At 69.5% G+C, this 26,553-nt stretch carries 23 protein-coding genes and 4 pseudogenes; 25 read left to right on the top strand and 2 right to left on the bottom strand.

Translation table 11 applies throughout. The features are described from left to right. The first annotated feature begins 14 nt into the window (after positions 1 to 14). From rplB to rpsQ, 7 genes are read left to right on the top strand one after another with little or no spacing between them, the layout of a single operon-like run. Positions 15 to 851, top strand: a complete 837-nt coding sequence (gene rplB, locus NM962_04140; GenBank protein UVO13333.1) for a 50S ribosomal protein L2 — start codon at positions 15 to 17, stop codon at positions 849 to 851. 17 nt (positions 852 to 868) lie between these two features. After that, positions 869 to 1,150, top strand: a complete 282-nt coding sequence (rpsS, locus tag NM962_04135) for a 30S ribosomal protein S19 (GenBank protein UVO13332.1) — start codon at positions 869 to 871, stop codon at positions 1,148 to 1,150. After that, positions 1,147 to 1,761 (top strand): 50S ribosomal protein L22, encoded by a 615-nt coding sequence (gene rplV, locus NM962_04130; protein ID UVO13331.1) that lies wholly within the window; start codon positions 1,147 to 1,149, stop codon positions 1,759 to 1,761. Before rpsS ends, rplV begins: the two co-directional genes overlap by 4 nt. Continuing rightward, the gene (rpsC, locus tag NM962_04125; GenBank protein UVO13330.1) at positions 1,761 to 2,600 is read left to right on the top strand and encodes a 30S ribosomal protein S3; all 840 of its coding nucleotides are present in this window, start codon (positions 1,761 to 1,763) and stop codon (positions 2,598 to 2,600) included. Before rplV ends, rpsC begins: the two co-directional genes overlap by 1 nt. Positions 2,601 to 2,602: 2 nt before the next feature. Further along, positions 2,603 to 3,019: a 50S ribosomal protein L16 gene (gene rplP / locus NM962_04120; GenBank protein UVO13329.1), complete on the top strand. Its 417-nt coding sequence runs from the start codon at positions 2,603 to 2,605 to the stop codon at positions 3,017 to 3,019. Further along, positions 3,019 to 3,261, top strand: a complete 243-nt coding sequence (gene rpmC / locus NM962_04115) for a 50S ribosomal protein L29 (GenBank protein UVO13328.1) — start codon at positions 3,019 to 3,021, stop codon at positions 3,259 to 3,261. The genes rplP and rpmC overlap by 1 nt, the downstream gene beginning before the upstream one ends. Next, the gene (gene rpsQ, locus NM962_04110; GenBank protein ID UVO13327.1) at positions 3,261 to 3,593 is read left to right on the top strand and encodes a 30S ribosomal protein S17; all 333 of its coding nucleotides are present in this window, start codon (positions 3,261 to 3,263) and stop codon (positions 3,591 to 3,593) included. Before rpmC ends, rpsQ begins: the two co-directional genes overlap by 1 nt. 62 nt (positions 3,594 to 3,655) lie before the next feature. Here the strand turns inward: rpsQ and eccE are convergent, their stop codons facing one another. Next, complete coding sequence (gene eccE / locus NM962_04105; protein UVO13326.1) at positions 3,656 to 4,861, bottom strand: type VII secretion protein EccE; 1,206 nt, start codon at positions 4,859 to 4,861, stop codon at positions 3,656 to 3,658. Between the two features lie 225 nt (positions 4,862 to 5,086). Between eccE and NM962_04100 the strand changes: the two genes are divergently transcribed. From NM962_04100 to NM962_04025, 16 genes and pseudogenes are all read left to right on the top strand, one after another. Beyond that, complete coding sequence (locus tag NM962_04100; protein ID UVO13325.1) at positions 5,087 to 7,435, top strand: arylsulfatase; 2,349 nt, start codon at positions 5,087 to 5,089, stop codon at positions 7,433 to 7,435. A 4-nt stretch (positions 7,436 to 7,439) separates the two neighbouring features. Then, entirely contained in the window at positions 7,440 to 8,318 is an 879-nt protein-coding gene (locus NM962_04095; GenBank protein ID UVO14542.1) for a formylglycine-generating enzyme family protein, read from the top strand. Positions 8,319 to 8,506: 188 nt separating this feature from the next. After that, complete coding sequence (gene rplN, locus NM962_04090) at positions 8,507 to 8,875, top strand: 50S ribosomal protein L14 (GenBank protein UVO13324.1); 369 nt, start codon at positions 8,507 to 8,509, stop codon at positions 8,873 to 8,875. Further along, positions 8,876 to 9,193 (top strand): 50S ribosomal protein L24, encoded by a 318-nt coding sequence (gene rplX, locus NM962_04085; protein UVO13323.1) that lies wholly within the window; start codon positions 8,876 to 8,878, stop codon positions 9,191 to 9,193. It begins immediately after the preceding gene. A gap of 2 nt (positions 9,194 to 9,195) precedes the next feature. Then, positions 9,196 to 9,759 carry a 50S ribosomal protein L5 gene (rplE, locus tag NM962_04080; GenBank protein UVO13322.1) on the top strand — a complete coding sequence of 188 codons (564 nt, stop codon included), beginning with the start codon at positions 9,196 to 9,198 and terminating at the stop codon, positions 9,757 to 9,759. Between the two features lie 2 nt (positions 9,760 to 9,761). Further along, positions 9,762 to 9,947, top strand: a complete 186-nt coding sequence (locus NM962_04075) for a type Z 30S ribosomal protein S14 (protein ID UVO13321.1) — start codon at positions 9,762 to 9,764, stop codon at positions 9,945 to 9,947. 19 nt (positions 9,948 to 9,966) lie between these two features. Beyond that, entirely contained in the window at positions 9,967 to 10,365 is a 399-nt protein-coding gene (gene rpsH / locus NM962_04070) for a 30S ribosomal protein S8 (protein ID UVO13320.1), read from the top strand. Positions 10,366 to 10,378: 13 nt separating this feature from the next. Next, positions 10,379 to 10,918, top strand: coding sequence for a 50S ribosomal protein L6 (rplF, locus tag NM962_04065; protein ID UVO13319.1), 540 nt, complete (start codon positions 10,379 to 10,381; stop codon positions 10,916 to 10,918). Between the two features lie 2 nt (positions 10,919 to 10,920). Next, the gene (gene rplR / locus NM962_04060) at positions 10,921 to 11,328 is read left to right on the top strand and encodes a 50S ribosomal protein L18 (GenBank protein ID UVO13318.1); all 408 of its coding nucleotides are present in this window, start codon (positions 10,921 to 10,923) and stop codon (positions 11,326 to 11,328) included. A gap of 85 nt (positions 11,329 to 11,413) precedes the next feature. Next, positions 11,414 to 12,109: a 30S ribosomal protein S5 gene (gene rpsE, locus NM962_04055; protein ID UVO13317.1), complete on the top strand. Its 696-nt coding sequence runs from the start codon at positions 11,414 to 11,416 to the stop codon at positions 12,107 to 12,109. 2 nt (positions 12,110 to 12,111) lie between these two features. Continuing rightward, a complete protein-coding gene (gene rpmD / locus NM962_04050) occupies positions 12,112 to 12,294 on the top strand; it encodes a 50S ribosomal protein L30 (GenBank protein ID UVO13316.1) in 183 nt (60 codons plus the stop codon). Then, positions 12,291 to 12,731 carry a 50S ribosomal protein L15 gene (gene rplO, locus NM962_04045; GenBank protein UVO13315.1) on the top strand — a complete coding sequence of 147 codons (441 nt, stop codon included), beginning with the start codon at positions 12,291 to 12,293 and terminating at the stop codon, positions 12,729 to 12,731. The genes rpmD and rplO overlap by 4 nt, the downstream gene beginning before the upstream one ends. Before the next feature lie 2,473 nt (positions 12,732 to 15,204). Next, positions 15,205 to 15,453: pseudogene (locus NM962_04040) on the top strand (hypothetical protein). Between the two features lie 1,818 nt (positions 15,454 to 17,271). Beyond that, positions 17,272 to 17,493 (top strand): annotated as a pseudogene (locus tag NM962_04035) (hypothetical protein). 971 nt (positions 17,494 to 18,464) lie between these two features. Continuing rightward, positions 18,465 to 20,237, top strand: a complete 1,773-nt coding sequence (gene sppA / locus NM962_04030) for a signal peptide peptidase SppA (protein ID UVO13314.1) — start codon at positions 18,465 to 18,467, stop codon at positions 20,235 to 20,237. A gap of 87 nt (positions 20,238 to 20,324) precedes the next feature. Then, positions 20,325 to 20,630, top strand: coding sequence for a DUF732 domain-containing protein (locus tag NM962_04025; protein ID UVO13313.1), 306 nt, complete (start codon positions 20,325 to 20,327; stop codon positions 20,628 to 20,630). 3 nt (positions 20,631 to 20,633) lie between these two features. On the opposite strand, the gene NM962_04020 is transcribed toward NM962_04025, so the two are convergent. Further along, positions 20,634 to 21,866, bottom strand: a complete 1,233-nt coding sequence (locus NM962_04020) for a beta-lactamase family protein (GenBank protein ID UVO13312.1) — start codon at positions 21,864 to 21,866, stop codon at positions 20,634 to 20,636. 484 nt (positions 21,867 to 22,350) lie between these two features. Between NM962_04020 and NM962_04015 the strand changes: the two are divergent. Together NM962_04015 and NM962_04010 are read left to right on the top strand one after the other, a co-directional pair. After that, positions 22,351 to 23,565 (top strand): annotated as a pseudogene (locus NM962_04015) (hypothetical protein). 993 nt (positions 23,566 to 24,558) lie between these two features. After that, positions 24,559 to 24,831, top strand: a pseudogene (locus NM962_04010) (hypothetical protein). Positions 24,832 to 26,553: the final 1,722 nt, after the last annotated feature.

The raw sequence follows: 26,553 nt of genomic DNA, 5'->3' as shown, positions 1-26,553 counted from the left end.
GAGATCTAACTGACATGGGAATCCGCAAGTACAAGCCGACGACCCCCGGTCGTCGCGGTGCCAGCGTCTCCGATTTCGCTGAGCTCACCCGCTCCCACCCGGAGAAGTCGCTGGTTCGGCCGCTGCACGGCCGCGGTGGGCGTAACGCCCACGGCCGGATCACCACCCGGCACAAGGGTGGCGGTCACAAGCGTGCTTACCGCGTGATCGACTTCCGTCGCCACGACAAGGACGGCGTCAACGCGAAGGTCGCGCACATCGAGTACGACCCGAACCGCACCGCCCGCATCGCGTTGCTGCACTACCTGGACGGCGAGAAGCGCTACATCATCGCCCCGCAGGGTCTGTCGCAGGGTGACGTGGTCGAGTCGGGCGCGAACGCCGACATCAAGCCGGGCAACAACCTGCCGCTGCGCAACATCCCCGCGGGCACCCTGGTGCACGCCGTGGAGCTGCGCCCGGGCGGTGGCGCCAAGATGGCCCGCTCCGCTGGCTCCAGCATTCAGTTGCTGGGTAAGGAAGGCGCCTACGCCTCGCTGCGTATGCCCTCCGGCGAGATCCGTCGCGTCGACGTGCGCTGCCGCGCCACCGTCGGCGAGGTGGGCAACGCCGAGCAGGCCAACATCAACTGGGGTAAGGCCGGCCGTATGCGGTGGAAGGGCAAGCGCCCGACCGTCCGTGGTGTGGTCATGAACCCGGTGGACCACCCGCACGGTGGTGGTGAGGGCAAGACCTCCGGCGGCCGGCACCCGGTCAGCCCGTGGGGCAAGCCGGAGGGTCGCACCCGCCGGCCGAACAAGCCCAGCGACAAGCTCATCGTCCGACGCCGGCGCACCGGCAAGAAGCGCTAGGAATCGGAGGGAAAGCGATGCCACGCAGCCTCAAGAAGGGTCCGTTCGTCGACGAGCATGTGCTCAAGAAGGTCGACGTGCAGAACGAGAAGAACACCAAGCAGGTCATCAAGACCTGGTCCCGTCGGTCGACGATCATCCCGGACTTCATCGGGCACACGTTCGCCGTTCACGACGGCCGCAAGCATGTCCCGGTATTCGTCACCGAGTCGATGGTCGGGCACAAGCTCGGCGAATTTGCTCCGACGCGCACCTTCAAGGGACACATCAAAGACGACCGGAAGGCTAAGCGCCGGTGAGCGTTACGACTGAATTCCCGTCCGCTGTCGCCAAGGCCCGCCATGTGGGTATCTCGGCCAGCAAAGCACGCCGGGTGATCAACCTGGTCCGTGGCAAGTCGGTGTCCGAAGCATTGGACATCCTGCGCTGGGCACCGCAGCAGGCCAGCCTGCCGGTGGCCAAGGTCATCGCCAGCGCGGCGGCCAACGCCCAGAACAACGACGGCCTGGACCCGGCCACCCTCGTGGTGGCCAGCGTCTACGCCGACGAGGGCCCGACCGCCAAGCGGATCAAGCCGCGCGCCCAGGGGCGTGCGTACCGGATCCGTCGGCGCACCAGCCACATCACTGTGGTGGTGGAGAGCCGGCCGTCCTCCGGTGGCGGCTCGGCGCAGTCCGCCAGCGCGGCCCGGGCGCGTCGTGCGCAGGGCAGCAAGGCCGCCGCGCAGACGGCCCCCGCGAAGAAGGCTTCGGCGGCCAAGGTGACCGAGAAGGCGCCGGCGAAGAAGGCTTCCGCAGCCAAGGCTGCCGAGAAGGCGACTGAGAAAGCGGCGGCGAAGAAGGCGCCCGCCAAGAAGGCGGCAGCCAAGAAGGCGCCTGAGACGTCCGACGCGAAGGAGGGCTCGGAGTAATGGGCCAGAAGATCAACCCGCACGGCTTCCGGCTCGGGATCACCACTGACTGGAAGTCGCACTGGTACGCCGACAAGCAGTACGCGGAGTACGTCAAGGAAGACGTGGCGATCCGCCGGCTGCTCTCGAGCGGCCTGGAGCGTGCCGGTATCGCCGACGTGACCATCGAGCGCACCCGCGACCGGGTCCGCGTCGACATCCACACGGCTCGTCCGGGCATCGTCATCGGCCGCCGCGGCACCGAGGCTGACCGGATCCGTGGCGATCTGGAGAAGCTCACCGGTAAGCAGGTGCAGCTGAACATCCTTGAGGTGAAGCAGCCGGAGGCCGTCGCCCAGCTTGTCGCGCAGGGTGTTGCCGAGCAGTTGAGCAACCGGGTGGCGTTCCGTCGCGCGATGCGCAAGGCGATCCAGTCGGCGATGCGTCAGCCCAACGTCAAGGGCATCCGGGTGCAGTGCTCGGGCCGTCTGGGCGGCGCCGAGATGAGTCGCTCGGAGTTCTACCGCGAAGGTCGGGTGCCGCTGCACACGCTGCGGGCCGACATCGACTACGGGCTGTACGAGGCGAAGACCACCTTCGGCCGGATCGGTGTGAAGGTCTGGATCTACAAGGGTGACGTGGTCGGTGGCAAGCGCGAGCTGGCCGTCGCCGCACCGTCGGCCGACCGTCCGCGCCGGGAGCGCCCGACGGGCACCCGCCCGCGCCGCAGCGGCGCCTCGGGTACCACCGCGACCAGCACCGACGCCGGGCGTGCCGCTGAGAGCACTGAGAACGCCGCTGCTGCGGAAACGGTCGCCGAGACCACCGCTGCAGCGGAAACGCAGAGTACGGAGAGCTAGTCATGTTGATTCCCCGTAAGGTCAAGCACCGCAAGCAGCACCACCCCAAGCAGCGCGGTATCGCCAGCGGCGGCACCGCGGTGACGTTCGGTGAGTACGGCATCCAGGCACTGGAGCACGCCTACGTCACCAACCGGCAGATCGAGTCCGCTCGTATCGCCATCAACCGGCACATCAAGCGTGGCGGCAAGGTGTGGATCAACATCTTCCCGGACCGTCCGCTGACCAAGAAGCCCGCCGAAACCCGTATGGGTTCCGGTAAGGGTTCGCCGGAGTGGTGGGTCGCCAACGTCAAGCCGGGTCGGGTGCTGTTCGAGCTGAGCTACCCGAACGAGGCCATTGCCCGCGCCGCACTGACCCGGGCGATCCACAAGCTGCCGATCAAGGCACGCATCGTGACCCGAGAGGAGCAGTTCTGATGGCAGTGGGAGTTACCGCTGGCGAACTGCGCGAGCTTAACGCCGACGAGCTCGTCGAGCAGCTGCGCGAGTCCAAAGAAGAGCTGTTCAACCTGCGTTTCCAGATGGCGACCGGGCAGCTCACCAACAACCGTCGGCTCCGCACGGTGCGCCACCAGATCGCGCGCATCTACACCGTGTTGCGCGAACGGGAACTGGGCCTGGCGTCCGGTCCCGCTGGTTCTGAAGGCGAGGCATCGTAATGGCACAGGCTGCAAAGGCTAAGGCCTCCGAGGGCAAGGCCACCGAGAAGGGTGCCAAGCACACCCCGCGCACGGAGACCCCGCGGGGCCGCCGCAAGACCCAGATCGGCTACGTGGTCAGCGACAAGATGGAAAAGACCATCGTCGTCGAGCTCGAAGACCGTGTGCGGCACCCGCTGTACGGCAAGATCATCCGGACCACCAAGAAGGTCAAGGCGCACGACGAGAACAACACGGCCGGCATCGGCGACCGCGTGTCGCTGATGGAGACCCGTCCGTTGTCGGCGTCGAAGCGCTGGCGCCTGGTCGAGATCCTGGAGAAGGCTAAGTAAGAACGACAGAGCCCCGCGACCGATGTCGTGGGGCTTCGTCGTGTCTGGGGTGGTGTGGCCGGTCATGCCGGCACTTTGACCCGCGCCAACGGTTGCGGCGTGGCCGGGCCGAGCGGAACCTGCAGTGAATCCTCGCCGTTGAGCACCCGGGCCGGGACCGCCAGCGTGCGTTGGGTCGGCGTCGGCAGGCTGGTACTCAGTGCTGTCAATTGACGGCCGTTGAGACGGTTCAATCCGGCGGAGGCGTTCCGGCGCAGTCTGCTCGCGGTGTGGTAACGCACCAGGACTGCGACGTCGGTGTGGCGCTGCTGCGGCGTCAGGCGCACTGTCACCGCGGTCGTATCGGTCTCCGGCAGCCACAGCCGCTCGAGATTCTCCGTGGAGATGTCGCGCGGCGACATCCAAAATGTGGCCGCGAACTGCTTGGGGCCCTTGCTCTCCTTCTGCTTCAGGCGGCGGCGACGTCGGCGGAGCCTGGTGGGCTGCAGACCGGCCAAGAGAGCCGTGTCGACCTGGTCGAATTCGTCGGCGGACAGGATGTGCGCGTCCAGGTGACGTTCGCACAGGTCGCGTGCCAGTCGTTCGGTGGCTACGGCCAGGGTCGCGGCGACTGAGTCGCGAACCGCCACCGCCTCGGTGTTGTGCATCGGATCCATCCGCAGGATCAGCCAGTTGTCCTGTGGTCCGCATCCGCAGGAGCCGGGCCCATTGACCGCCGCCCCGTCGGAGTCGCGTTCGTCATCGGGAGAGTCGGCCGGGGAGTCGCACGTTCGTACTGACACGATGTCGATCCCATCCAGGCGTATGTCGAACTGGCGCAGGCCGGCGGCGACGAGCTCAACGGAGAGAGTCGGCACGGGCGCCGGGACGCGGCGATGCCGCCCAGTCGCTTCGGTCGGCGGGGATGGCACGGCGATCACCGAGACCAGCCGCCCGCGGTGTTCGCGTACTCCGACGATGTCGCGACTGTAGCGACGGCGGTGGTCGAAGCCGGGCGTACAGCCTTCGGTGAGAAACGCCGCAGGGGTCGCGAAGCGATCGAGCAGCCGAGCCAGCACGATTGCGGTGAGCGGTACCCGGCGGTGGGTGATCAACGAAGCCGTCGAAAGCACCGAGGCAAGGCCCACCGCCGGCCACCATGCGCGCTCGGGGGCGCCGAGCTGGGCCGGCCAATGACCGCCGACCCACAAGATGCCGATGTCGATCAGAAACACGGTGGTCACGCGCAGCCAAGACAGATTGAGCCCCAACGAATGCTGCGCCCTCATCGATGTGTCCAACTCATGGTTTCCCCCCAGAACTTCCATGAAGTAAGCGGTGACCGGGCTACCCACTCTGTACGTGAGCCAAACATCTTGGCGGGCTGGTGTCGGCCGGCGTCGGCGACAACCGGCCATCGGCTACGCTCGCACGGCCCCGGCCTCAAACGCTGCCGCTTGGGCACCGGGCCGGTAGTGTCTCATCCGTTCTGGGGGCCGACAACGGAGTGAGCGATGGTGGAATTCACGGGCAAGGTCAGTCTCGATATCCGGGATTCGGAACCGGACTGGGGGCCGTTCGCGGCGCCGACCGCCCCCGAAGGCGCGCCCAACGTGCTGTACCTGGTCTGGGACGACACCGGTATCGCTACCTGGGATTGCTTCGGCGGGCTGGTGGAGATGCCCACCATGAGTCGGATCGCGGAGCGGGGTGTGCGGCTGTCCCAGTTCCACACCACCGCCCTGTGCTCCCCGACCAGGGCTTCGCTGCTGACCGGCCGTAACGCAACCAGCGTCGGCATGGCCACCATCGAAGAGTTCACCGACGGCTTCCCCAACTGCAGCGGACGCATTCCCTTCGAAACCGCCTTGCTCAGTGAGGTTCTCGCCGAACAGGGCTGGAACACCTTCTGCGTCGGCAAATGGCACCTGACCCCGCTGGAAGAGTCCAACATGGCCGGCGCCCGCCGGCACTGGCCCACCCAGCGGGGATTCGCACGGTTCTACGGTTTCATGGGAGGCGAGACCAACCAGTGGTATCCGGACCTGGTTTATGACAACCACCCGGTCGCGCCGCCCGCCACGCCGGAGGACGGCTACCACCTGTCCAAGGACATCGCCGACAAGACAATCGAATTCATTCGCGATGCGCAGACCATCGCGCCCGGCAAGCCCTGGTTCGGCTACGTTTGCCCGGGTGCCGGCCACGCCCCGCACCATGTGTTCGCCGAATGGGCCGACCGCTACGCCGGGCGCTTCGACATGGGCTACGAGAAGTACCGGGAAGTCGTGTTGGCGAATCAGAAGAAGCTGGGACTGGTGCCGCCGGACACCGAGCTGTCCGAGGTCAACCCCTACGCCGGCGTGACCAGTACCGACGGCCAGCCTTGGCCGCTGCTGGACATAGTCCGTCCGTGGGACAGCCTCGATGACTCCGAGAAGCGTCTGTTCGCCCGGATGGCCGAGGTGTTCGCGGGTTTCCAGACTTACACCGACGCCCAGATCGGGCGGATTCTGGACTACCTTGAGGAGTCCGGGCAACTCGACAACACCATCGTTGTGGTGATCTCCGACAACGGAGCCAGCGGCGAGGGTGGTCCGAACGGCTCGCCCAACGAGAACAAGTTCTTCAACGGCTACATCGACTCGGTCGAAGAGGCGATGAAACTCTTCGATCAGCTGGGTAGCCCGGAAACCTACAACCACTACCCGGTCGGCTGGGCGATGGCGTTCAACACGCCCTACAAGCTCTACAAGCGCTATGCCTCCCATGAGGGCGGCATAGCCGACCCCGCGATCGTCAGCTGGCCCAACGGAATCGCCGCGCGCGGCGAGGTACGCGACACTTATGTCAACGTGTGCGACGTGACCCCGACGGTCTACGACCTGCTCGGTATCACGCCGCCGGAGACTGTGCGCGGTATTGCCCAGCGGCCGCTGGAAGGCGTGAGCTTCAAGGCAGCGCTGGTTGATCCGGCCGCAGACACCGGCAAACACACCCAGTTCTACACGATGTTGGGCACCCGCGGGATCTGGCACCGTGGCTGGTTTGCCAACACAGTGCATGCGGCGACCCCGTCGGGATGGAGTCACTTCGACGACGACCGGTGGGAGCTCTACCACCTCGCCGAGGACCGCAGCCAGTGCCACGACCTGGCCGCCGAGAATCCGGAGAAACTCCAAGAACTGCAGGCGATGTGGTTCGCCGAGGCCGAGAAGTACAACGGCCTGCCGTTGGCGGACTTGAACATCTTCGAGATGACCACCCGCCAACGGCCGTATCTGTCCGGCGACCGTACCGGCTATACCTACTACCCGAACACCGCCGAGGTGCCGTTGGGGGCGTGCGTGGAGCTTCGCGGCCGGTCATTCTCGGTGTTGGCCCGCGTCACGGTGGATTCCGCTGCTGCGGAGGGGCTGCTGTTCAAGCAGGGTGCCCGACACGGCGGTCATGCGCTGTTCGTTCAGGGCGGCAAACTGCACTACGTCTACAACTTCCTCGGCGAGCGCGAACAGTGGCTGTCATCGCCCGATCCGGTTCCGTTGGGGCAGCACATTTTCGGAGTCCGGTTCGAGCGCACCGGAACGGTCGAGGGCAGTCACACGCCGGTCGGCGAGACCTCGCTGTACATCGACGACGAGGTGGTCGCCACCCTGCCCGACATGGTCGCCCAGCCGGGTGCCTTCGCGTTGGCCGGGGGTGGAGTCAGCGTCGGGCGCAATACCGGCCAGGCGGTGTCGTCGGCGTACCGTGCACCGTTCGCCTTCACCGGCGGGACCATCGCGGACGTCGCCGTGGATGTCAGCGGCGCGCCGTACCTGGATGCGAAAAAGACTATCGCTGCGGCATTTTCGCGGGACTGATGTGGTGTTGACGGACCTCGTTGAGATCCCGGCCGGTACGTTCCGGATGGGTTCCACGAGTTTCTATCCCGAAGAGGCGCCCATTCACAGCGCGGCGGTGCAGCCGTTCGCGCTGGAGCGTCATCCGGTGACCAATGCGCAGTACGGCGCATTCGTCGACGCAACCGGCTACGTCACGCTCGCTGAACAGGAGCTCGATCCCGCGCGGTACGGCGACGCCGAACCGGGCGCCCTGGTGTTTCGCCCCACTGACGGGCCGGTCGACCTGCGCGACTGGCGGCAGTGGTGGCAGTGGATCCCCGGCACCAACTGGCGGCACCCGTTCGGACCGGACAGCACCGTCGAGGACAAGCCGGATCACCCGGTGGTCCAGGTGGCCTATCCCGACGCCGCGGCCTTTGCTCGGTGGGCGGGACGCCGGTTGCCGACCGAAGCCGAATGGGAGTACGCCGCCCGGGCCGGGAGCGTGAGCACCTATGCGTGGGGCGAGGAGGAGAAGCCGGGCGGTGCCTTGATGGCCAACACCTGGCAGGGCGACTTTCCCTACCGCAACGACGGCGCCCTGGGCTGGGCCGGGACCTCACCGGTAGGAACATTTCCGCCGAACGCGTGGGGGCTCCTCGACATGATCGGCAACGTCTGGGAGTGGACGACCACCGAGTTCTCGGCCCACCATCGGCTCCAGGACCGGCCAGCGCCGCCGAAGGCCTGCTGCGCACCGGCCGGCCCCGCCCACCCCGACATCAGCCAGACCCTCAAGGGCGGTTCGCATCTGTGCGCGCCGGAGTACTGCCACCGCTATCGCCCCGCGGCCCGGTCCCCGCAGTCACAGGACACCGCCACGAGCCATATCGGGTTTCGTTGCGCGGCGGATCTGCGGTAGCCGCTCGGCCAGCAATTTGGCGATGCGGGCTCCGTCACCTAAGCTCTAGGGGTTGCCGTCAGCAGACCTCGGCCAGCGCAAGTTGGCCCTGCGTGCACTTCGGCGATGAAGAAGACCATGCACGACCGGGGAGAATCCGGCATGCCACTTGGCGTGCCGGGCGTCGACTCGATTATTTAGGAGATCTGGTGATTCAGCAGGAATCGCGGTTGAAGGTCGCCGACAACACCGGCGCCAAGGAGATCTTGTGCATCCGGGTGCTCGGCGGCTCGTCGCGGCGATACGCAGGCATCGGTGATGTCATCGTCGCGACCGTCAAAGACGCCATCCCGGGCGGCAACGTCAAGCGGGGTGATGTCGTCAAGGCCGTCGTGGTGCGCACCGTCAAGGAGCGTCGCCGCGCCGACGGCAGCTACATCAAGTTCGACGAGAACGCGGCCGTGATCATCAAGGCCGACAACGACCCGCGCGGCACCCGCATATTCGGGCCGGTCGGTCGCGAGCTGCGCGAGAAGAAGTTCATGAAGATCGTCTCGCTGGCACCGGAGGTGTTGTAGATGAAGGTCCACAAGGGCGACACCGTCCTGATCATCGCCGGTAAGGACAAGGGCGCCAAGGGCAAGGTCCTGCAGGCTTTCCCCACCCGCAACCGGGTGCTGGTCCAGGGTGTCAACCGGATCAAGAAGCACGTCGCGAACTCGGCCAACCAGGCCGGTGCTTCCTCGGGCGGCATCGTCACGCAAGAGGCCCCGATCCACGTCTCCAACGTGATGGTCGTCGACTCCGACGGACAGCCCACCCGGATCGGTTACCGGGTGGACGCCGAGTCCGGCAAGAAGGTTCGCGTCTCCAAGCGCAACGGCAAGGACATCTAGAGATGACGACTGCAGAGAAGACCCAGCCTCGGCTGAAGGTGCGCTACCGCGAGGAGATCCGGGACGCGCTGCACAAAGAGTTCAACTACGCCAACGTGATGCAGATCCCGGGCGTGGTGAAGGTCGTGGTGAACATGGGTGTCGGCGAAGCCGCCCGGGACGCCAAGCTGATCAACAATGCGGTCACCGACCTGGCCGCGATCACCGGCCAGAAGCCGGAGATCCGTAAGGCCCGCCTGTCCATCGCACAGTTCAAGCTGCGCGAGGGCATGCCGATCGGTGCCCGGGTCACCCTGCGCGGTGACCGGATGTGGGAGTTCCTGGACCGGCTCACCTCGATTGCTCTGCCGCGTATCCGCGACTTCCGCGGGCTGTCGGCCAAGCAGTTCGACGGTTCCGGCAACTACACCTTCGGGCTGGCCGAGCAGTCGATGTTCCACGAGATCGACGTGGACTCCATCGACCGCCCGCGGGGGATGAACATCACCGTCGTCACTTCGGCGACCAACGACGACGAAGGACGAGCGCTACTGCGGGCTCTCGGCTTTCCGTTCAAGGAGAACTGACCATGGCTAAGAAGGCGTTGGTTATCAAGGCGGCCCGCAAGCCCAAGTTTGCGGTGCGCGCCTACACCCGCTGCAACAAGTGCGGCCGCCCGCGCGCGGTGCTCCGCAAGTTCGGCCTGTGCCGAATCTGCCTGCGCGAAATGGCGCACGCCGGCGAGCTGCCCGGTGTGCAGAAGAGCAGCTGGTGAGGGTGGAGGAGCAGCCTAAATGACTATGACGGATCCGATCGCGGACTTCCTGACCCGTCTGCGTAACGCCAACTCGGCGTACCACGACGAGGTGACCCTGCCGCACTCGAAGATCAAGGCCAACATCGCCGAGATCCTCAAGCGCGAGGGTTACATCACCGACTACCACGTCGAAGACGCCCGCGTCGGCAAGGCGCTGGTGGTCAACCTCAAGTACGGCCCGAACCGGGAGCGCAGCCTCGCCGGTCTGCGCCGGGTGTCCAAGCCGGGCCTGCGGGTCTACGCAAAGTCGACCAACCTGCCACGGGTGCTCGGCGGCCTGGGCGTGGCGATCATCTCCACGTCCTCGGGTCTGCTCACCGACCGTCAGGCGGCCAGGCAGGGCGTGGGCGGCGAAGTCCTCGCGTACGTGTGGTGAGGGAGTAGCAGACATGTCGCGTATTGGTAAGCAGCCGGTCCCGGTTCCCACCGGGGTCGACGTGACCATTGATGGTCAGAACGTATCGGTCAAGGGGCCCAAGGGCACCCTGGAGCTCACCGTGGCGGAGCCGATCAACGTTGCTCGCAACGATGACGGCGCCCTCGTGGTGACCCGGCCGGACGACGACCGGCGCAACCGGTCGTTGCACGGCCTGAGCCGCACCCTGTTGGCCAACCTGGTCACCGGTGTGTCGGAGGGCTACGTCCGCAAGATGGAGATCTTCGGCGTCGGCTACCGCGTCGCGCTCAAGGGCAGCGACCTGGAGTTCGCGCTGGGCTACAGCCACCCGGTGCTGATCAAGGCTCCGGAAGGCATCACCTTCGCGGTGGAGACGCCCACCAAGTTCTCCGTCTCGGGCATCGACAAGCAGAAGGTCGGCCAGATCTCGGCGAACATCCGCCGTCTGCGTCGCCCCGACCCCTACAAGGGCAAGGGCGTGCGCTACGAGGGTGAGCAGGTTCGCCGCAAGGTCGGAAAGACAGGTAAGTAGTCATGGCGCAATCACAAACAGGCACCCCGGACCGCAAACCCGTCGGGCAGAACATCTCCGAGGTTCGGCGTACCCACCGGATTCGTCGGCACGCGCGGCTGCGCAAGAAGGTGTCCGGCACCGCCGAGCGTCCCCGCCTGGTCGTGCACCGCTCCTCGCGGCACATCCACGTCCAGCTGGTCGACGACCTCGCTGGTCACACGGTGGCTGCGGCGTCCTCGATCGAGGCCGACGTGCGGGGTGTGGACGGCGACAAGAAGGCCCACAGTGTGCGGGTCGGACAGCTGATCGCCGAGCGTGCCAAGGCCGCCGGCGTCCAGGACGTGGTGTTCGACCGCGGTGGCTACACCTACGGTGGGCGCATTGCGGCGCTGGCCGACGCGGCGCGCGAGGGCGGATTGAACTTCTGATGCGCGCCGTGACGATGCAGAGCGAAGCGATGAAGGGGAGCGGCGCTCAGATGACTGACGTGAAGATGACTGGAAGGACCGCATGATGGCGGAGCAGCCGACAGGGGCCTCCTCGGCAGGTCCCGACACGGGCAGTGCCCCCCGCAGCGACGGGCGCGACAACCGTGACAACCGCGGTGGACGTGGTGGCCGCGACGGCGGCCGTGGCGGCCGTGACAACCGGGACGGCGACAAGAGCAACTACCTGGAGCGCGTCGTCGCGATCAACCGGGTGTCCAAGGTGGTCAAGGGTGGCCGCCGGTTCAGCTTCACCGCTTTGGTGATCGTCGGTGACGGCCACGGCCTGGTCGGCGTCGGCTACGGCAAGGCCAAGGAAGTGCCTGCCGCGATCGCCAAGGGCGTGGAGGAGGCTCGCAAGGGCTTCTTCCGGGTGCCGCTGATCGGTGGAACCATTACCCACCCGGTGCAGGGTGAAGCCGCCGCCGGTGTGGTGTTCCTGCGTCCGGCCAGCCCGGGTACCGGTGTGATCGCCGGCGGCGCGGTGCGTGCCGTGCTGGAATGCGCGGGCGTGCATGACATCCTGTCCAAGTCGCTGGGCAGCGACAACGCGATCAACGTGGTGCACGCCACCGTTGCCGCGCTGAAGATGCTGCAGCGTCCGGAAGAGGTGGCGGCCCGTCGTGGCCTGCCCATCGAAGATGTGGCGCCGGCCGCGATGCTCAAGGCTCGTCGCGAGAGCGAAGCTCTGGCTGCCGCCGCGGCGCGGGAAGGCACGGCGTAATCATGGCTAACCTGAAGATCACCCAGGTCCGCGGCACCATCGGTGCCCGTTGGAAGCAGCGCGAGAGCCTGCGCACGCTGGGCCTGCGCAAGATCCGCCAGTCGGTGGTGCGTGAGGACAACCCGCAGACTCGTGGGCTGATCCGGGTTGTTCACCACCTCGTGCAAGTGGAGGAAGCAGAATGACCATCAAGCTGCACGACCTGCGCCCCGCGCCCGGGTCGAACACCAAGAAGACCCGCGTCGGCCGTGGTGAGGGTTCCAAGGGTAAGACCGCGGGCCGCGGCACCAAGGGCACCAAGGCACGCAAGAACGTGCCGGTCCGGTTCGAGGGTGGGCAGATGCCGATCCACATGCGGCTGCCCAAGCTGAAGGGCTTCCGCAACCGGTTCCGCACCGAGTACGAGGTCGTCAATGTCGGCGACATCAACCGGTTGTTCCCCGACGGTGGCACCATCGGCCTCGACGAACTGGTCGCCAAGGGCGCCGTTCGGAAGAACACGCTGGTCAAGGTGCTCGGCGACGGCAAGTTGACCGTCAAGGTCGACATCACCGCGCACAAGTTCAGCGGCAGTGCCCGCGAGCAGATCACCGCAGCCGGGGGCACCGCCACCGAGCTGTAGCCAGCCGCGCGTACGCAAAAGCCCCGGAGACGCCCGTCTCCGGGGCTTTTGGCGTATTCACAAGCTTCTCGCGACCCGGCAGATACGTGTTCCCCGTAGGTATTAATACGTATTCGCAGAGCTATGCATTGTATTTGTGTACGCAAAATTACCTACGAATGAAAAGTGTGGGGCTTAAGCCGGGAGCGACAGCGTCCGCACGCGCTCTAGCTGGCGTGTTGTGCTAATGCGGGCTGAACCTGCACGCGAAAAATGTCCGTCTTCATGCACAATTGTTAACGATCACATTCTAGTGATAATTTGTCGGCAACTGTGTCGCAGTGAAAACTAACTCAATACATCGGGAGGTCTCAGAATGAGTCGTCGCAATCAGGTCCGAATGGCGGGCGGTTCGTCCACCGTCTCGCGTCGACGGGTAGTGGGCGCTGGAAGCGCGGCTGCGGCCTTCTTGGCGTTCGGGATGGCGCCGCTGGCGACCATGCCGGCCGCGCAGGCCGACTTCGGTATTGAGGAAGCGATCGACTCGCTGATCGAGTCGATGACCGCAGGTTTCGATCCGGCGGCCCTGTCGCTGAACAGCTCCAACTTTGACGATCTGCTCGCCGCCATGGGCGCGCTCCCCGGCGCTGCGCCCGCCGACGACTGGGGTTTCCCGAATGATCCGCTCGGCCCGCTTGACCAGTTCGTCTGGCAGGCCTATGCGGGGTTGTACAACGGCCTGCATGACCTCGGTCAGATTTGGCTCCAGGTCGGAGCGCCGATCAATGACGTGATCAACTTGCCGTTCGTGGCGCTGTTCGGCCGCGACCTCATCGGTAACGGCATCGAGGGCGATGTCGTGAACCAGTCGCTGATCGGCGGCCTGGCCCCGCAGCTCTTCGGCAACTTGCATGATGGCGGTTTCCTGTTCGGTGACGGTGGCGCAGGTTCGGCCGGCGTGGTCGACATCAACAACGGGATCGGCGGCGCCGGTGGTGACGCGGGTCTATTCGGCAACGGCGGCGTCGGTGGCATCGGGGCTGCGGGTGCGAACGGTGGTGCCGGCGGCGAAGGCGGCTGGATCTTCGGCGACGGTGGCGCCGGTGGCGTCGGCGGTGCGGCGAGCGGTGACGCCGATTGCGGCTGCGACATTGCCGGTGCTGGTGGTGTGGGCGGCAGCGCGCACTTCCTGTTCGGCAATGGCGGTATTGGTGGTGCCGGTGGTGCCGGCGTGGCCGGAGTCAACGGCCTGGATTCAAGCAGCGCGAACGCGGCCGGCGGCAATGGTGGTGTCGGCGGTATCGGTGGCGACGGTGGCAACGGCGGCAAGGGCGGCATCCTGATCGGTGTCGGCGGCGACGGCGGAGCCGGTGGTGTCGGCGGCGCCGGTGGCTTCGGCGGAGCCGGGTTCGCCGGTGTCGACGGCGTGAACGCCGCCCCGGGTAGCGGTGGTGCGGGCACGGCCGGCACCAACGGCACCAACGGCGGCGACGGTGGAGCGGGCGGTTGTGGTGGCAACGGCGGTCTGGCCGCGACCGGCGGGCACTTCGGTGCGTCTGGCCTGGCCGGTCTGGGTGGTGCCGGCGGTGTCGGCGGTAACTCCGGGGTCGGTGGCGACGGCGGCAACGGCGGCAATGGTGCTGACGGTCCGATCGGTGGCGCCGGTGGTGCCGGCGGTGCCGGCGGCGACGCGGGTCACGTTGGTGCCGGTGGTGCCGGCGGACACGACGGCACCGGGACTGCGCAGGCCGCCAATGGCGCTGACGGCACGGCCATCGACGGCGGCAACGGCGGTCGTGGTGGTAACGGTGGCAACTCCACCGAGGCCGGAAACACCGGTGGCGCCGGTGGCGCCGGTGGTGACGGTGGCGACCACGGCAACGGCGGCCATGGCGGCATCGGCGGTAACGGTGCGGCCGGCGGTAACGGCGGCAACGGCGAGAACCCGGGCGACTCGGGCGGCGCCGGCCAGACCGGTGGTGCCGGTGGTGCCGGTGGAGCCGGCGGTAAGGGCGGCTCGGTCACCGGTAACGGTGGTGACGGTGGTGCCGGCGGCACGGGCGCCGGGGGCGGCACCGGGGGTAACGGCGCGACCGGTACGACCGGTTCGTACGAGGACGGTGGCGACGGCACCGGCGGCAAGGGCGGCACCGGTGGCGACGGCGGTATGGGCGGCACTGGTGGTGCCGGTGGTGCCGGCGGCAGCTCGTCGCACGGCACCGGCGGTAGCCAGGGTGCCGGCGGCAACGGTGGTAACGGCGGTGATTCCGGTAACGCCGGCGACGGCGGCAAGGGCGCCGAGGGCAATGCCAACCATCCCGACGGCGGCAAGGGCGGCCACGGCGGTGACCTCGGGCAGGGCGGTGCCGGCGGCGACGGGGGTGAAGGTTCGACTCCGGGCAGCAACGGCTCGACCGGCAACACTTCCACCGGATCTCAGGGCAACGGCGGCGACGGCGGTGACGGTTACGACTCCGGCACTCCGGGTGTGGCCGGCGGCGCCGGCGGTACCGGCGGCGACGGCAGCGAATACGGCAACGGCGGCAACGGCGGTCACGGCGGCGACGGAAACGAAGCCGATGGCGGCGCCGGTGGTGCCGGCGGAACCGGCGGCTCGGAGGCCGGCAACGGTGGTCAGGGCGGTGACGGTGGCACCGGCACCGGCGCCGGAAATGGCGGCGGCGGCGGCACCGGCGGTAGTGCCGGCAACAGCGGCAGCGGCGGTGACGGCGGTGCTGGCGGTGGCACCACCGGCAGCGGCACCGGTGGTCACGGCGGTGACGGCGGTAACGGTAAGGGCGACAACGCCGATGGCGGGGCCGGGGGCAACGGCGGTACCAGCACCGGTACGGGCGACGGTGGCGACGCCGGTGACGGTGGCGATGCCGGCCAGACCGGTAACGGTGGCGCCGGTGGTACCGGCGGTATCGGCGACACCGGTGGTAACGGTGGTGCCGGTGGTAGCGGCGGCATCGAGCAGGGCAACGGCGGTAACGGCGGCGACGGCGGCACCGGCGCAAACAGCGGTAACGGCGGCGTCGGTGGCAACGCCGGCAACAACGGCAACGGCGGCAACGGCGGCAACGGCGGCGACGGCGACTCCGGCGACCACGGCTTCGCCGGCGGCAACGGCGCCAACGGCGCCAATCCGGGCGATTCCGGCGGCGCCGGCCAGAACGGCGGCAACGGCGGTAAGGGCGGCAAGGGCGGCGACGGTGGCACTGTGTCGGGTGACGGCGGTGCCGGCGGTCAGGGCGGCTCCGGCGGCACCGGCGGCAACGGCGGCAACGGCGCCGAGGGCTCCTTCACCGGTAGTGACGGCAACGGTGGCAGCGGCGGGGCGGCCGGCAACGGCGGCAACGGTGGTGAAGGCGCTGACGGCGGCAGCGCGGCCCACGGCAACAGCGGCAGCCACGGCAGCGGCGGTGACGGCGGAAACTCCGGCACGGCCGGCAACGGAGCTGACGGCGCCGATGGCACCGCCGGCCACGTAGACGGCGGCAACGGTGGCAACGGAGGCACCGTGGGGCATGGCGGAACGGCCGGTACCGGCGGCACCAACGGCAGCAGCTCGACGGTGTCGCAGGGCAACGGCGGCGCCGGCGGTGACGGCTTCACCCCGACCACGCCCGGCGGTGCCGGCGGCAACGGCGGTGCCGGCGGCAATGCCAGCGACTACGGCAACGGTGGTAACGGCGGCCACGGCGCCGACGGTGCCCAGGGTGCGACCGGGTCGTTCGCCGGCGGCGGCAATGGCAATGGCGGCATGGGTGGCACCGGCGGAAGCGGCGGCCGCGGCGGCAACGGAGGTTCGGTCTCCGGCGATGCCGGTGCCGGCGGCGGCGCCGGGAACGGCGGCCAGGGCGGTACCGGCGCCACTGGCACCGATGGTGGCAACGCCACCGCCGGTAGCGGCGGCAACGGCGGCAATGCCGACAACGGCGGCCAGGGCGGCCAGGGCGGCCAGGGCGGCACCGGTGGTGACGCGGGAACGGTCACCAACGGCAACGGTGCGGCCGGCGGAGTCGGCGGCGACGGCGGTAACGCCGGTGCCGGCGGTAACGGTGGCAACGGTGGTAACGGTGCCGGCGGCGGTGGCGGTGCTGCCGCAGGTTCCGGTGGCACCGGCGGTAATGGCGGCACCCACGGCAGCGCCGGTGTCGGCGGCGCCGGCGGCCACGGCACCGACGGCACCCAGGCAGCCGGCGGCAACGCCGGGTCCAACGCCGTGGGCGACGGCAACGGCGGCAACGGCGGCAACGGCGGCATCGGCCAGATCGGCACCGGCCAGCTCGGCGGGGACGGTGGCAAGGGCGGCAACGGCGGCGCGGTCGGTAATGGCGGCGCCGGCGGTAACGGCGGCACCGGTGCCGCCGGGTCGGCTGGTAGCACCGACGGCGCCGGCAACGGCACCAACGGCGGTAGTGCCGCGGCCGGCGGCAAGGGCGGCGCCGGCGGTGACGGCGGGTCGACCTCCGGTAACGGCGGTAACGGCGGCCTCGGTGGAGACGGCGGTGTCGGTGGTAACGGTGGTGCCGGCAACAACGGCACGGCCGGCAGCAATGCCGGCGCGGGCAGCGGGGGCAACGGCACCGACGGCGGCACCGGCGGTAACGGTGGTGACGGCGGCAAGGGCGGTGATGGCGCCCTCGGCGGCGCGGCCGGCCACGGCACCGGCGGCGGCACCGACGGCACCCAGGGCGCCGGAGGCAAGGGTGGTAACGGTGGCGCTGCCGGTACGGCCGGTAACGGTGGTAACGGCGGTAACGGCGCCGGTGGCGGCGACACCAGCCAGGCGGCCGGCCACGGCGGCAATGGCGGCAACGGCGGCAACCGCGGCACCGCGGGAGCCGGCGGTAACGGTGCCGGCGGCGCCGCTAACGGCCAGCAGGGCGCTGCCGCCACCGGTACCGGTAACGGCGGTAACGGCGGTAACGGCGGCGACGGGCAGCAGTACACCGGCCAGGACGGCGGTTACGGCGGCAAGGCCGGCAACGCCGGAGCCGACGGTAACGGTGGCAAGGGCGGCAACGGTGGTGCCGGCGCCGAAGGCGACTACTCGACCTCGCCCACCGATCCCGCGGGTCAAGGCGGCGACGGCGGCAACGCCGGAGTTGGTGGCCTGGGCGGCTCGAACTCCGGCAACGGTGGAGCCGGCGGCAGCGGCGGAGTCGGCGGTAAGGGCGGCATCGGGTACGCGGGCGCGACCGGTAACGGCGCCCTGCCCGGCGAGACCGGTGGTGTCGGGGGTAACGGCTATGCCGGCGGACACGGTGGCAACGGCGGCAACGGTGCCGCCGGTGGCGCGGCCAACAATGGCACTGGTTCGGCCGGCGTCGACGGCAACGGCGGCAAGGGCGGTCAGGGCGGTCAGGGCGGTCAGGGCGGTCAGGGCGGTCAGGGCGGCAACCAGGTCGGCCCGAACCCTGGCGGCAACGGCGGTCCCGGTGGTACCGGTGGTACCGGCGGTAACGGCGGTGACGGCGGCAGCGCCGGCGGCTCCACCGGCACGGCCGGCGGTGCGGGCGCCGGCGGTTCCGGCGGGCAGGCCGGCGCCGGTGGTAACCCCGGTCCTGGTGGCCAGACCGGTACTCCGGGTGCCACCGGGCCCACCGGTACCGCCGGTCAGCCTGGGGTCTAGCGACTCGCGGCGCAGGCCCAACCTGGGAAGCCCCGCACGCTTCGGCGTGCGGGGCTTCCCCTACGCTGGCGGCTCCGGTCGCCCTGTCCGGCTGCGCCGGTAGGCTCAAAATCATGTTCTCCCTGCTGACCGGCGTGCCCGGCCTGGACGATCTGCGCGGCGTCGCGCGTCGCATCGACACCGCCCGGCACCACGGCGTGCCCAACGGCGTCATCCTCGAACTCGACCTGCAGGAGCTGCCCCACGAGACCGGGGCGTTCGACCCGCTGGCGCTGATCCGCTCCGGTGGTCGGCCGCCGGTACTGCGGGACGTCGTGGCCGCGATCCACCGCGCCGCCGAGGACCCGCGGGTTGCGGGATTGATTGCGCGCGTGCAGCTTTCGTCGGCGGCTGCTGGGCCGGTGCAGGAGCTGCGGACGGCGATCGCCGAATTCACCGCCGTCAAACCATCGCTGGCGTGGGCCGAAACCTACCCGGGCACGCTGTCCTACTACCTGGCTTCGGCGTTCGGTGAGGTCTGGATGCAGCCGTCGGGGACGGTCGGGCTGATCGGCTTCGCCACCAATGCGACCTTCCTGCGCAGTGCGCTGGGCAAGGCCGGCATCGAGGCGCAGTTCGTCGCCCGCGGTGAATACAAGTCGGCGGCCAACCTTTTCACCCAGGACTCCTACACCGACGCGCACCGCGAGGCCGACACCGCCTTGGTGGCGAGCCTGCACGCCCAGGTGCGCGCGGCCGTCGCCGAGTCCCGGAATCTGGACGCCGGGATGGTCGATGCCTTGGCCGACAAGGCACCGCTGCTGCGTGACGACGCGGTGGCCTCGGGCCTGATCGACCGGATCGGATTCCGGGACGAGGCGTACAACAGGATCGCCGAACTCTCCGGCGCCGAGGACACCACCGGCGCCGACGATGACGGCGCTCCGCCGCGCCTGTACCTGGGGCGCTATGCCCATGCCACGGCCGGCGGGTCGGGGCCCGCCCTGCCCGGGCGCAAGCCCAAGCCGGCGATCGCCGTGGTGACGGTGTCCGGGGCGATCGTCAGTGGCTCCGGCGGGCCGCAGCTGTCGCCGCTGGGCAACCGCAATGTCGGTGGCGACACGATCGCCGCAGCGCTGCGCGAGGCCGCGGCCGATGATGAGGTCGCCGCAATTGTGCTGCGGGTGGACAGCCCGGGCGGCTCGGTCACCGGGTCCGAAACCATCTGGCGGGCGGTGCAACAGGCTCGCGCAGCGGGCAAACCGGTGGTGGCCTCGATGGGCGCGGTCGCGGCCTCGGGCGGGTATTACATCTCCGCGGGCACCGACACCATCGTGGCCAACCCCGCCACCATCACCGGATCCATCGGGGTGGTGACCGGCAAGCTGGTCGCCCGTGAGCTCAAGGACCGCCTCGGAGTGGGGACCGACTCGGTGCGTACCGGCGCCAACGCCGACGCCTGGTCGATCAACGCCCCGTTCACCGCCGAGCAGCAAGGACAGGTCGAGGCCGAAGCCGATCTGTTCTACAACGACTTCGTGTCGCGGGTGGCGCAAGGGCGCAACCTGTCCACCGACGCGGTGGACGCGGTGGCGCGCGGGCGGGTCTGGACCGGCGCCGACGCGGCCGAACGCGGGCTGGTCGACGAGCTGGGCGGCCTGCGCACGGCGGTGCGCCGCGCCAAAGTGCTCGCCGGGCTCGACGCGGACGCGCCGGTCCGCACCGTGTCTTACCCCGGCTCGTCGTGGTGGGAGTTCGTTCGGCCGCGCCAGTCGTCGCAGCCGGCGGCAGCGCTGTCCGATGCGGTCGGCAGCCTGCTGGTGCGGTCACTAGCCGGGGTCGTCGACCAGGTCGAACGCTCGGTCAACGGGGCGCACGTGCTGTGGCTGGGGGAGTCGCGCTGGTAAAGCGCGTAACCCAGAATCAACAATTCTCTTCGTGACAGTAAAAGCTCGGTAACACGTCTTTAACGGGCCCCGTGCATGCTCAGAGCCATGAAACGGTTACTGCTGCTGGCAGGTCTGAGCGCGATGGTCGGCCTGGCCGCTCCCGCCAACGCCGCGCCGACCGGTATCGATGGACAGTTCCTGGCCACCTTGAACGGTGCCGGACTTAGCCACCGGGCCAACGACGAGGCCGCCGTGTCGGCCGGCCGTGCGGTGTGCCAGCTGATGGACGCGGGACTGTCGCCGATGGACACCGTCGTGGCGGTGCAGACCACCAACCCGGGCTTCACCATTCAGACGGCCGGCCAGTTCGCCGCGATCTCGACGGCGCACTACTGCCCCCAGTACATGTAGGGGTCAGGACTGCAGCCGGGAGCCCAACACATCGCGGAACAACGCCTGGCGCAGTGCGAGTTCGCGGGGATCGCTGTAGAGGTGAAAACCCAGGCGGTTCATCACATACGAGTAGCCGATGCCGGTGTCGGGGTCGGCAAACCCGAATGAGCCACCGAAACCCGGTGTGCCATAAGCTTTATCCGAAGAGCCGAAGACGGAGCCAAAAGCCGGCTTGGATAACCCGAGAGAGAACACCACCTCCACGCCCAACACCTTGTCGCGTTCGCCGCGAGACGGCGGTGTCGGCGTCGCGGTGAGTTCGTGGTGTACGCCTGGGCTCAGGCGCAGGGCCGGATCGGCGGTGGCGGCGGCGCCATACAGCCGGGCGATCGCCGAGGCGGTGCCGATTCCGTTGGACGACGGCATCTCCACGGCTCGCACGTCATCGCGGTTGTAGTCGCCGTCCCACGGTTTGATGTCCCGGGGCAAATCGCTCGCCCGTGCCAGCAGCCCGAACGGGTTGAACGACGCCGCCACCAGGGCCGCCGGCATCACGTTGAGGTGCAGTAGAGACTCGGCGCGCTTCCACTGGTGCAGCACCGCCACCTGGTTGCGGCTTACCGATGTCGGGAGGCCGATGTGCAGGTTCAGCCCGAGGGGCGCGGCGATTTCCTCGGCGAAGAACCGTCCCAGGGTGCGGCCCGCCGGATCGGTGCGACGGATGAGCTCGGATTCGTACCAGCCCAACGTGATCGCGTGGTAGCCGTGCCGGGTGCCCGGTGCCCAGAGTGGCTTCTGCGCGGCGAGCATGGGCGCCAGCCGGTTCGGGTCGGCGACATCGGCCAACGCGGGCGCGGGTTTGAGCGCGCACAGCCCGGCCTGATGGCCCAGCAGTTGGCGGACCGTGACGTCGCCCTTGCCGGCCTGGGCGAACTCCGGCCAGTGGGCGGCCACCTTGTCGTCGTAGCCGAACAGTCCCCGCGAGACTGCCAGCGCCACGGCCAGCGCCGCCACGCCCTTGGTGCTGGAGAAGACGTTGACCATGGTGTCCTGCTGCCATGGCTCGCGCGCACGCCCGTCGCGGTAGCCGCCCCACAGGTCAACGACTTTGACGCCGTCGCGATACACCGAGACGGCGGCGCCCACCTCACGGCCGTGGGTGAAGTTGGCGCGGAACGCATCGGCGACCTTGCCGTAGCCCACATCGGCGTCTCCACCGATCAGATCTTGGGGAACCTTGAGTTTGAGCACCATGGGGTGGTTATACCGTTGGCGGTCGCCTGGGCATCGCCAAATGGCGGAAGCCGAACTCCGCGCCCGCGCAGTCGCCACGACCAGGATATTTCGGTGCCGGTGCTGTGTCGCCCTGCGGGCGCACTGCCATGCTGGGACGGGGTTTGCGGATCGGCATTCTCACCGGCCAGTGCGCGGGGGTCGCCCGATCGGTCGCGTAAGTCATTTTTATGAGGTTTTTACTATTTTAAGTGCCAGGATGGCGTCTAAGTAGTTTTACCTAACTGTGGCGTCCCTCACATATGTCGGTAAACAATGATATTTGCCATGTGGCCCAGCTCTCGATTTCCGTTAATGCTCAGGTCAATCATGGTTTAGCGCTTCACGAGGCACTGCAGAAACTTAAACTTCCATTCGTCGAGAACGTCAAATTGGGCTAACTTGCAGCGCAGGTAGGCCAGATTTGCAGCTCGTGAATTCCAACTGAGCTGAAGGTTAATCTGGCATGAATTCAGAAATTGAGGGATTCGACATGAAGCAGAGTCGTGATCGTTGGCAGGGCGGCCGTCCAGGCGGCGTCGGTCGGCGGGTCGTCGGCGCCGGAAGCGCCGTCGGTGCGTTCCTGGCTTTCGGGGTGGGCCCGGTGGCAACCGCTCCGACCGCCAGTGCGGACTTCGACGACCTGATCATGCAGCCGATCCTGGAGATGTTCGACTCCTGGTCGGCGGGCTCGGGCCTGTGGTTCACCGGATCGTCGGACGACTTTCTCGCCGGCCTCGACTCCGGTGCCGCATTCGACTCCAGCATTTTCGCCATCGATCCCACGCAACCGTTGGGCCCATGGCTGGCGGAGATGGACCATGTGCTCTACACGGGCTTCCAGAACTCCATCTACCTGCCGTTGTACGCCGTCGGTCAGGATCTGATGGGCTACGCCGAACCGCTGCTCAACCTCGTCAACCAACCCTTCGTTGACCTGTTCGGGCGGGTGCTGATCGGCAACGGCATTGACGGATTCGACGGGGTCAACGACTCGTTGCTCGGCAGCTCGGGCATGTTCGGCAACCTCGGCGACGGCGGGTTCCTGTTCGGCGACGGCGGCGCCGGGGTGGCCGGCGACGCCATCAATGCCGACGGTGGGATTGGTGGAGCCGCTGGCCTGATCGGCAACGGTGGCGCCGGTGGCGCCGGACTCGACGGCATTGCCGGCGGTGATGGCGGCGCCGGCGGCGACGGTGGCGCCGGCGGCTGGCTGCTGGGCAACGGAGGCCTGGGTGGCGCCGGCGGCGTCGGTGGAATCGGCGGCGGCGCAGGTGGTTTAGGCGGCGCCGGCGGTGCGGCCATCTTCATCGGCAACGGCGGCGCCGGCGGCGCTGGCGGTGCCGGAGGTTTCGGGGGCGACGGAGCCGACGGAGCCACTTTCGGCGCGAGCGGTGACAACGGCGGCTTCGGCGGTATCGGCGGCGGCGGCGGTACCGGCGGCCGGGCGGGCGGGCTCTTCGGTGCTGCGGGCAACGGCGGCAATGGTGGCATCGGCGGCGACGGTGGTGCCGGCGGTGACGGTCAGAACGGTCTGCACGGCACCAACGCCGGCGGCGCCGGGGTCAGCAGCGGCCTACCCGGTCAAGACGGCATGAACGGCGGAAACGGCGGCAATGGTGGCAACGGCGGCGCCGGCGGTAATGCCGGTAAGGGCGGCGCAGGCGGGTTCTTCGGGGTCCACCCGGCTGGCGCTTCCGGAGTGGCCGGTGCCGGCGGTAGCGCCGGTGACGCCGGCAATGCCGGTAACGGTGGCAATGGCGGTAACGGCGGCAACGACGGAACCGGCCTGTCCGCCGGTGACGGCGGTAACGGCGGGGCGGGCGGTGACCGTGGTATCGCCGGTATCGCCGGCCTCGGCGGCCTGAACAGCGACGGCACCCGCGCCGCTTCCGGCGCGAACGGCGCGGCCGCCATCAGTGGTGGCAACGGTGGCCACGGCGGCGATGGCGGCAACGGCGGCCTGCTTGCTGACGGCCAGGGCCAGAACGGTGGTGCCGCCGGCAACGGGGGCGCCGCGGGCCGAATCGGCGACGGCGGTAACGGCGGTAACGGCGGCCATGGCGGCGACAGCGCCGCCGGTGCCGACGGGACCAACCCCGGCGAGGCCGGTGTGGACGGCAAGGCCGGCGGTTACGGCGGTCACGGTGGAAACGGTGGTGCCGGTGGTCGCGATGCCGGGAACTCCGGCAATGGCGGCAACGGCGGCAATGGCGCGGACGGCGGAGACGGCGGCGCCGGCGCCAACGGCGCGGACGGAATTCTCCCCGGCCAGGACGGCCAGGACGGTGGCCGCGGCGGCAGCGGTGGCGACGGCGGCGCCGGCGGTAACGGTGGCAACGCGGGCGTCGTCTACAACGGCGTGGTCGGACTCAACGGCAACGGCGGCGACGCCGGTAACGGCGGCAACGCCAACACCCCCGGCGACGGCGGCAACGGCGCGGCCGGCAATGCCGAGAACCCCAACGGCGGCAAGGGCGGCAACGGTGGTGACCCGGGTACGGCGGGCAACGCCGGCGTGGGCGGTGTGCACGGCACCGGTGGCAATCCGGCCAGCGGCGTCGACGGCGTTGGTGGTGTGGCCGGGACCGGCGTCACCGGCATTCACGGCAATGGCGGTAACGGTGGCGCGGGCTATGACGCCTCGGCTGACCCGAACGCCGTTCCGGGCGCCGACGGCGGCGCCGGCGGCGCCGGCGGCAATGGTGGCCTGCTCGGCAACGGCGGCAACGGCGCGGCCGGCGGTAGCGGTGCGCTGGGCGCAGTCGGTGCTGACGGCGACGTGCCCGGCGCATCCGGTGGTGCCGGTGGTGCCGGCGGCACAGGTGGCGCTGGTGGTGCCGGCGGCAACGGCGGCGCGCTGGCCGGTAACGCCGGTGACGGCGGCAACGGCGGCAACGGTGCAACGGGCGGCAGCGGCGGTACCGGCCAGGACGGGGCGACCGGGGTGACCGGCGTCGATGACGGGGCGGGCGGCAACGCCGGCAACGGCGGCAACGGTGGTGTGGGCGGCAATGGCGGTGTGGGCGGTAACGCCGGTACCGCGGCCAACGGCAACGGCGGCAGCAACGGTGACGGTGGGAACGCCGGTGACGGCGGGAACGCCGGAAACGCTGGCAACGGCGGAACCGGTGCCGCCGGTGACGCCGACAACCCCGACGGCGGTAAGGGCGGCGACGGCGGTAACCGCGGTGAGGCCGGCCTGGGCGGCACCGGCGCCGGAGCCGGTACCGGTGGCAGCGGCGGTACCGCCGGAACTGACGGCACAGCCGGCGCGGACGCCACCGCAGGCGGCAACGGCGGTAACGGCGGGCGAGGCTTCGACGCCACCGACCCGGGAACCAACGGCGGTAACGGCGGTGCTGGCGGTAACGCCGGGGCCATCGGCACCGGTGGTGACGGCGGCGCGGGCGGTACGGGCGCCAACGGCCTGGCGGGTGTGACCGACAGCAACGGCAACGGCACCCTCGGCGGCGATGGCGGCCAGGGCGGTAACGGTGGCGCCGGTGGCGCGGGCGGCACCACCTCCGGTGACGCCGGCAACGGCGGGGTCGGCGGGGCCGGTGGCGTCGGCGGCGTGGGCGGAAGCGGGGCCACCGGCACCGCCGGTATCGACGCCACCGTGCCGGGCGGCAACGGTACGGACGGCGGCGACGCCGGTAACGGCGGTATCGGCGGTACGGGCGGCGGCGGTGGTAACGGTGGCGTCGGCGGCATTGCCACCGACGGCGCGAACGGGCATGCCGGCGATGGCGGTGTCGGCGGTGCGGGCGGCAACGCCGGTAACGCCGGCAACGGCGGTGTCGGCGGCGCCGGCCTAGGCGGCGGTGCCGGTACGGAGGCTGGCAACGGTGGCGACGGTGGCGACGGCGGCGTGCGCGGCACGGCCGGGGCCGGCGGTGCGGGCGGTACCAGCGGCGACGGAACCACCCAGGCGGCCAACGGCACCGCGGGTGCCAATGCGACCGGCGGCGACGGCGGCGCCGGAGGCAAGGGTGGCGCGGCAACCAACGCCAGCCAGACCGGCGGCGACGGTGGCAAGGGCGGCAACGCCGGCCCCGACGGCCGCGGCGGCAACGGCGGCGCGGGCGGCAACGGCTTCAACGGCACCAACGGCACCAACTCCACGGACCCGAGCGTCGACGGCACCAACGGTGGCAACGGCAGCGCCGGCGGCAACGGCGGCGCGGGCGGCCTCGGCGGCACCAACACCGGTGTCGGCGGCAACGGTGGCGCCGGCGGTGCTGGTGGCAACGGCGGCAATGGCGGCCACGGCAGCAACGGCACCACCGGCGGCAACGGCACCGGCGCGAACCCGGACGGCGCGGCGGGCGGCGACGCCAGCAGCGGCGGTAACGGTGGCAACGGCGCTGCCGGCGGCAACGGTGGCGTGGCCGGTACCGGGGCCGGCGGAAGCGGCACCGCCGGTGCCGGGGGCACGGGCGGCAATGCCGGTAACGCCGGCAACGCCGGGAACGGCGGCAACGGCGGCAACGGGATCGCCACCAACACCACCGGATCGGGCGCGCACGGTGGCAACGGCGGCAACGGTGGTGACGGCGGTGATCGCGGCACGGCAGGTACCGCCGGCACGGGCGGCACCGGCGGTGACGGGCACCAAGCCGCGGACGGCAAAGCCGGGTCGACTGGCACCGGCGGTAACGGTGGC

The sequence above is a fragment of the Mycobacterium sp. SVM_VP21 genome (assembly GCA_024758765.1).
In the GTDB taxonomy this organism is placed as follows: Bacteria; Actinomycetota; Actinomycetes; order Mycobacteriales; family Mycobacteriaceae; genus Mycobacterium; species Mycobacterium heraklionense_C.
Note: the sequence above shows the minus strand (reverse complement) of the source record. Positions and strands in the feature narration are given on the sequence as shown.

What these genes read in the sequence shown, in the direction of transcription:
- rplB (UVO13333.1), top strand. Translation starts at nt 15, where the DNA reads ATGGGAATCCGCAAGTACAAGCCGACGACCCCCGGTCGTCGCGGTGCC.
- rpsS (UVO13332.1), top strand. Translation starts at nt 869, where the DNA reads ATGCCACGCAGCCTCAAGAAGGGTCCGTTCGTCGACGAGCATGTGCTC.
- rpsC (UVO13330.1), top strand. Translation starts at nt 1,761, where the DNA reads ATGGGCCAGAAGATCAACCCGCACGGCTTCCGGCTCGGGATCACCACT.
- rplP (UVO13329.1), top strand. Translation starts at nt 2,603, where the DNA reads ATGTTGATTCCCCGTAAGGTCAAGCACCGCAAGCAGCACCACCCCAAG.
- rpmC (UVO13328.1), top strand. Translation starts at nt 3,019, where the DNA reads ATGGCAGTGGGAGTTACCGCTGGCGAACTGCGCGAGCTTAACGCCGAC.
- rpsQ (UVO13327.1), top strand. Translation starts at nt 3,261, where the DNA reads ATGGCACAGGCTGCAAAGGCTAAGGCCTCCGAGGGCAAGGCCACCGAG.
- eccE (UVO13326.1), bottom strand. Translation starts at nt 4,861, where the DNA reads ATGAGGGCGCAGCATTCGTTGGGGCTCAATCTGTCTTGGCTGCGCGTG.
- NM962_04100 (UVO13325.1), top strand. Translation starts at nt 5,087, where the DNA reads ATGGTGGAATTCACGGGCAAGGTCAGTCTCGATATCCGGGATTCGGAA.
- rplX (UVO13323.1), top strand. Translation starts at nt 8,876, where the DNA reads ATGAAGGTCCACAAGGGCGACACCGTCCTGATCATCGCCGGTAAGGAC.
- rplE (UVO13322.1), top strand. Translation starts at nt 9,196, where the DNA reads ATGACGACTGCAGAGAAGACCCAGCCTCGGCTGAAGGTGCGCTACCGC.
- NM962_04075 (UVO13321.1), top strand. Translation starts at nt 9,762, where the DNA reads ATGGCTAAGAAGGCGTTGGTTATCAAGGCGGCCCGCAAGCCCAAGTTT.
- rpsH (UVO13320.1), top strand. Translation starts at nt 9,967, where the DNA reads ATGACTATGACGGATCCGATCGCGGACTTCCTGACCCGTCTGCGTAAC.
- rplF (UVO13319.1), top strand. Translation starts at nt 10,379, where the DNA reads ATGTCGCGTATTGGTAAGCAGCCGGTCCCGGTTCCCACCGGGGTCGAC.
- rplR (UVO13318.1), top strand. Translation starts at nt 10,921, where the DNA reads ATGGCGCAATCACAAACAGGCACCCCGGACCGCAAACCCGTCGGGCAG.
- rpsE (UVO13317.1), top strand. Translation starts at nt 11,414, where the DNA reads ATGGCGGAGCAGCCGACAGGGGCCTCCTCGGCAGGTCCCGACACGGGC.
- rpmD (UVO13316.1), top strand. Translation starts at nt 12,112, where the DNA reads ATGGCTAACCTGAAGATCACCCAGGTCCGCGGCACCATCGGTGCCCGT.
- rplO (UVO13315.1), top strand. Translation starts at nt 12,291, where the DNA reads ATGACCATCAAGCTGCACGACCTGCGCCCCGCGCCCGGGTCGAACACC.
- sppA (UVO13314.1), top strand. Translation starts at nt 18,465, where the DNA reads ATGTTCTCCCTGCTGACCGGCGTGCCCGGCCTGGACGATCTGCGCGGC.
- NM962_04025 (UVO13313.1), top strand. Translation starts at nt 20,325, where the DNA reads ATGAAACGGTTACTGCTGCTGGCAGGTCTGAGCGCGATGGTCGGCCTG.
- NM962_04020 (UVO13312.1), bottom strand. Translation starts at nt 21,866, where the DNA reads ATGGTGCTCAAACTCAAGGTTCCCCAAGATCTGATCGGTGGAGACGCC.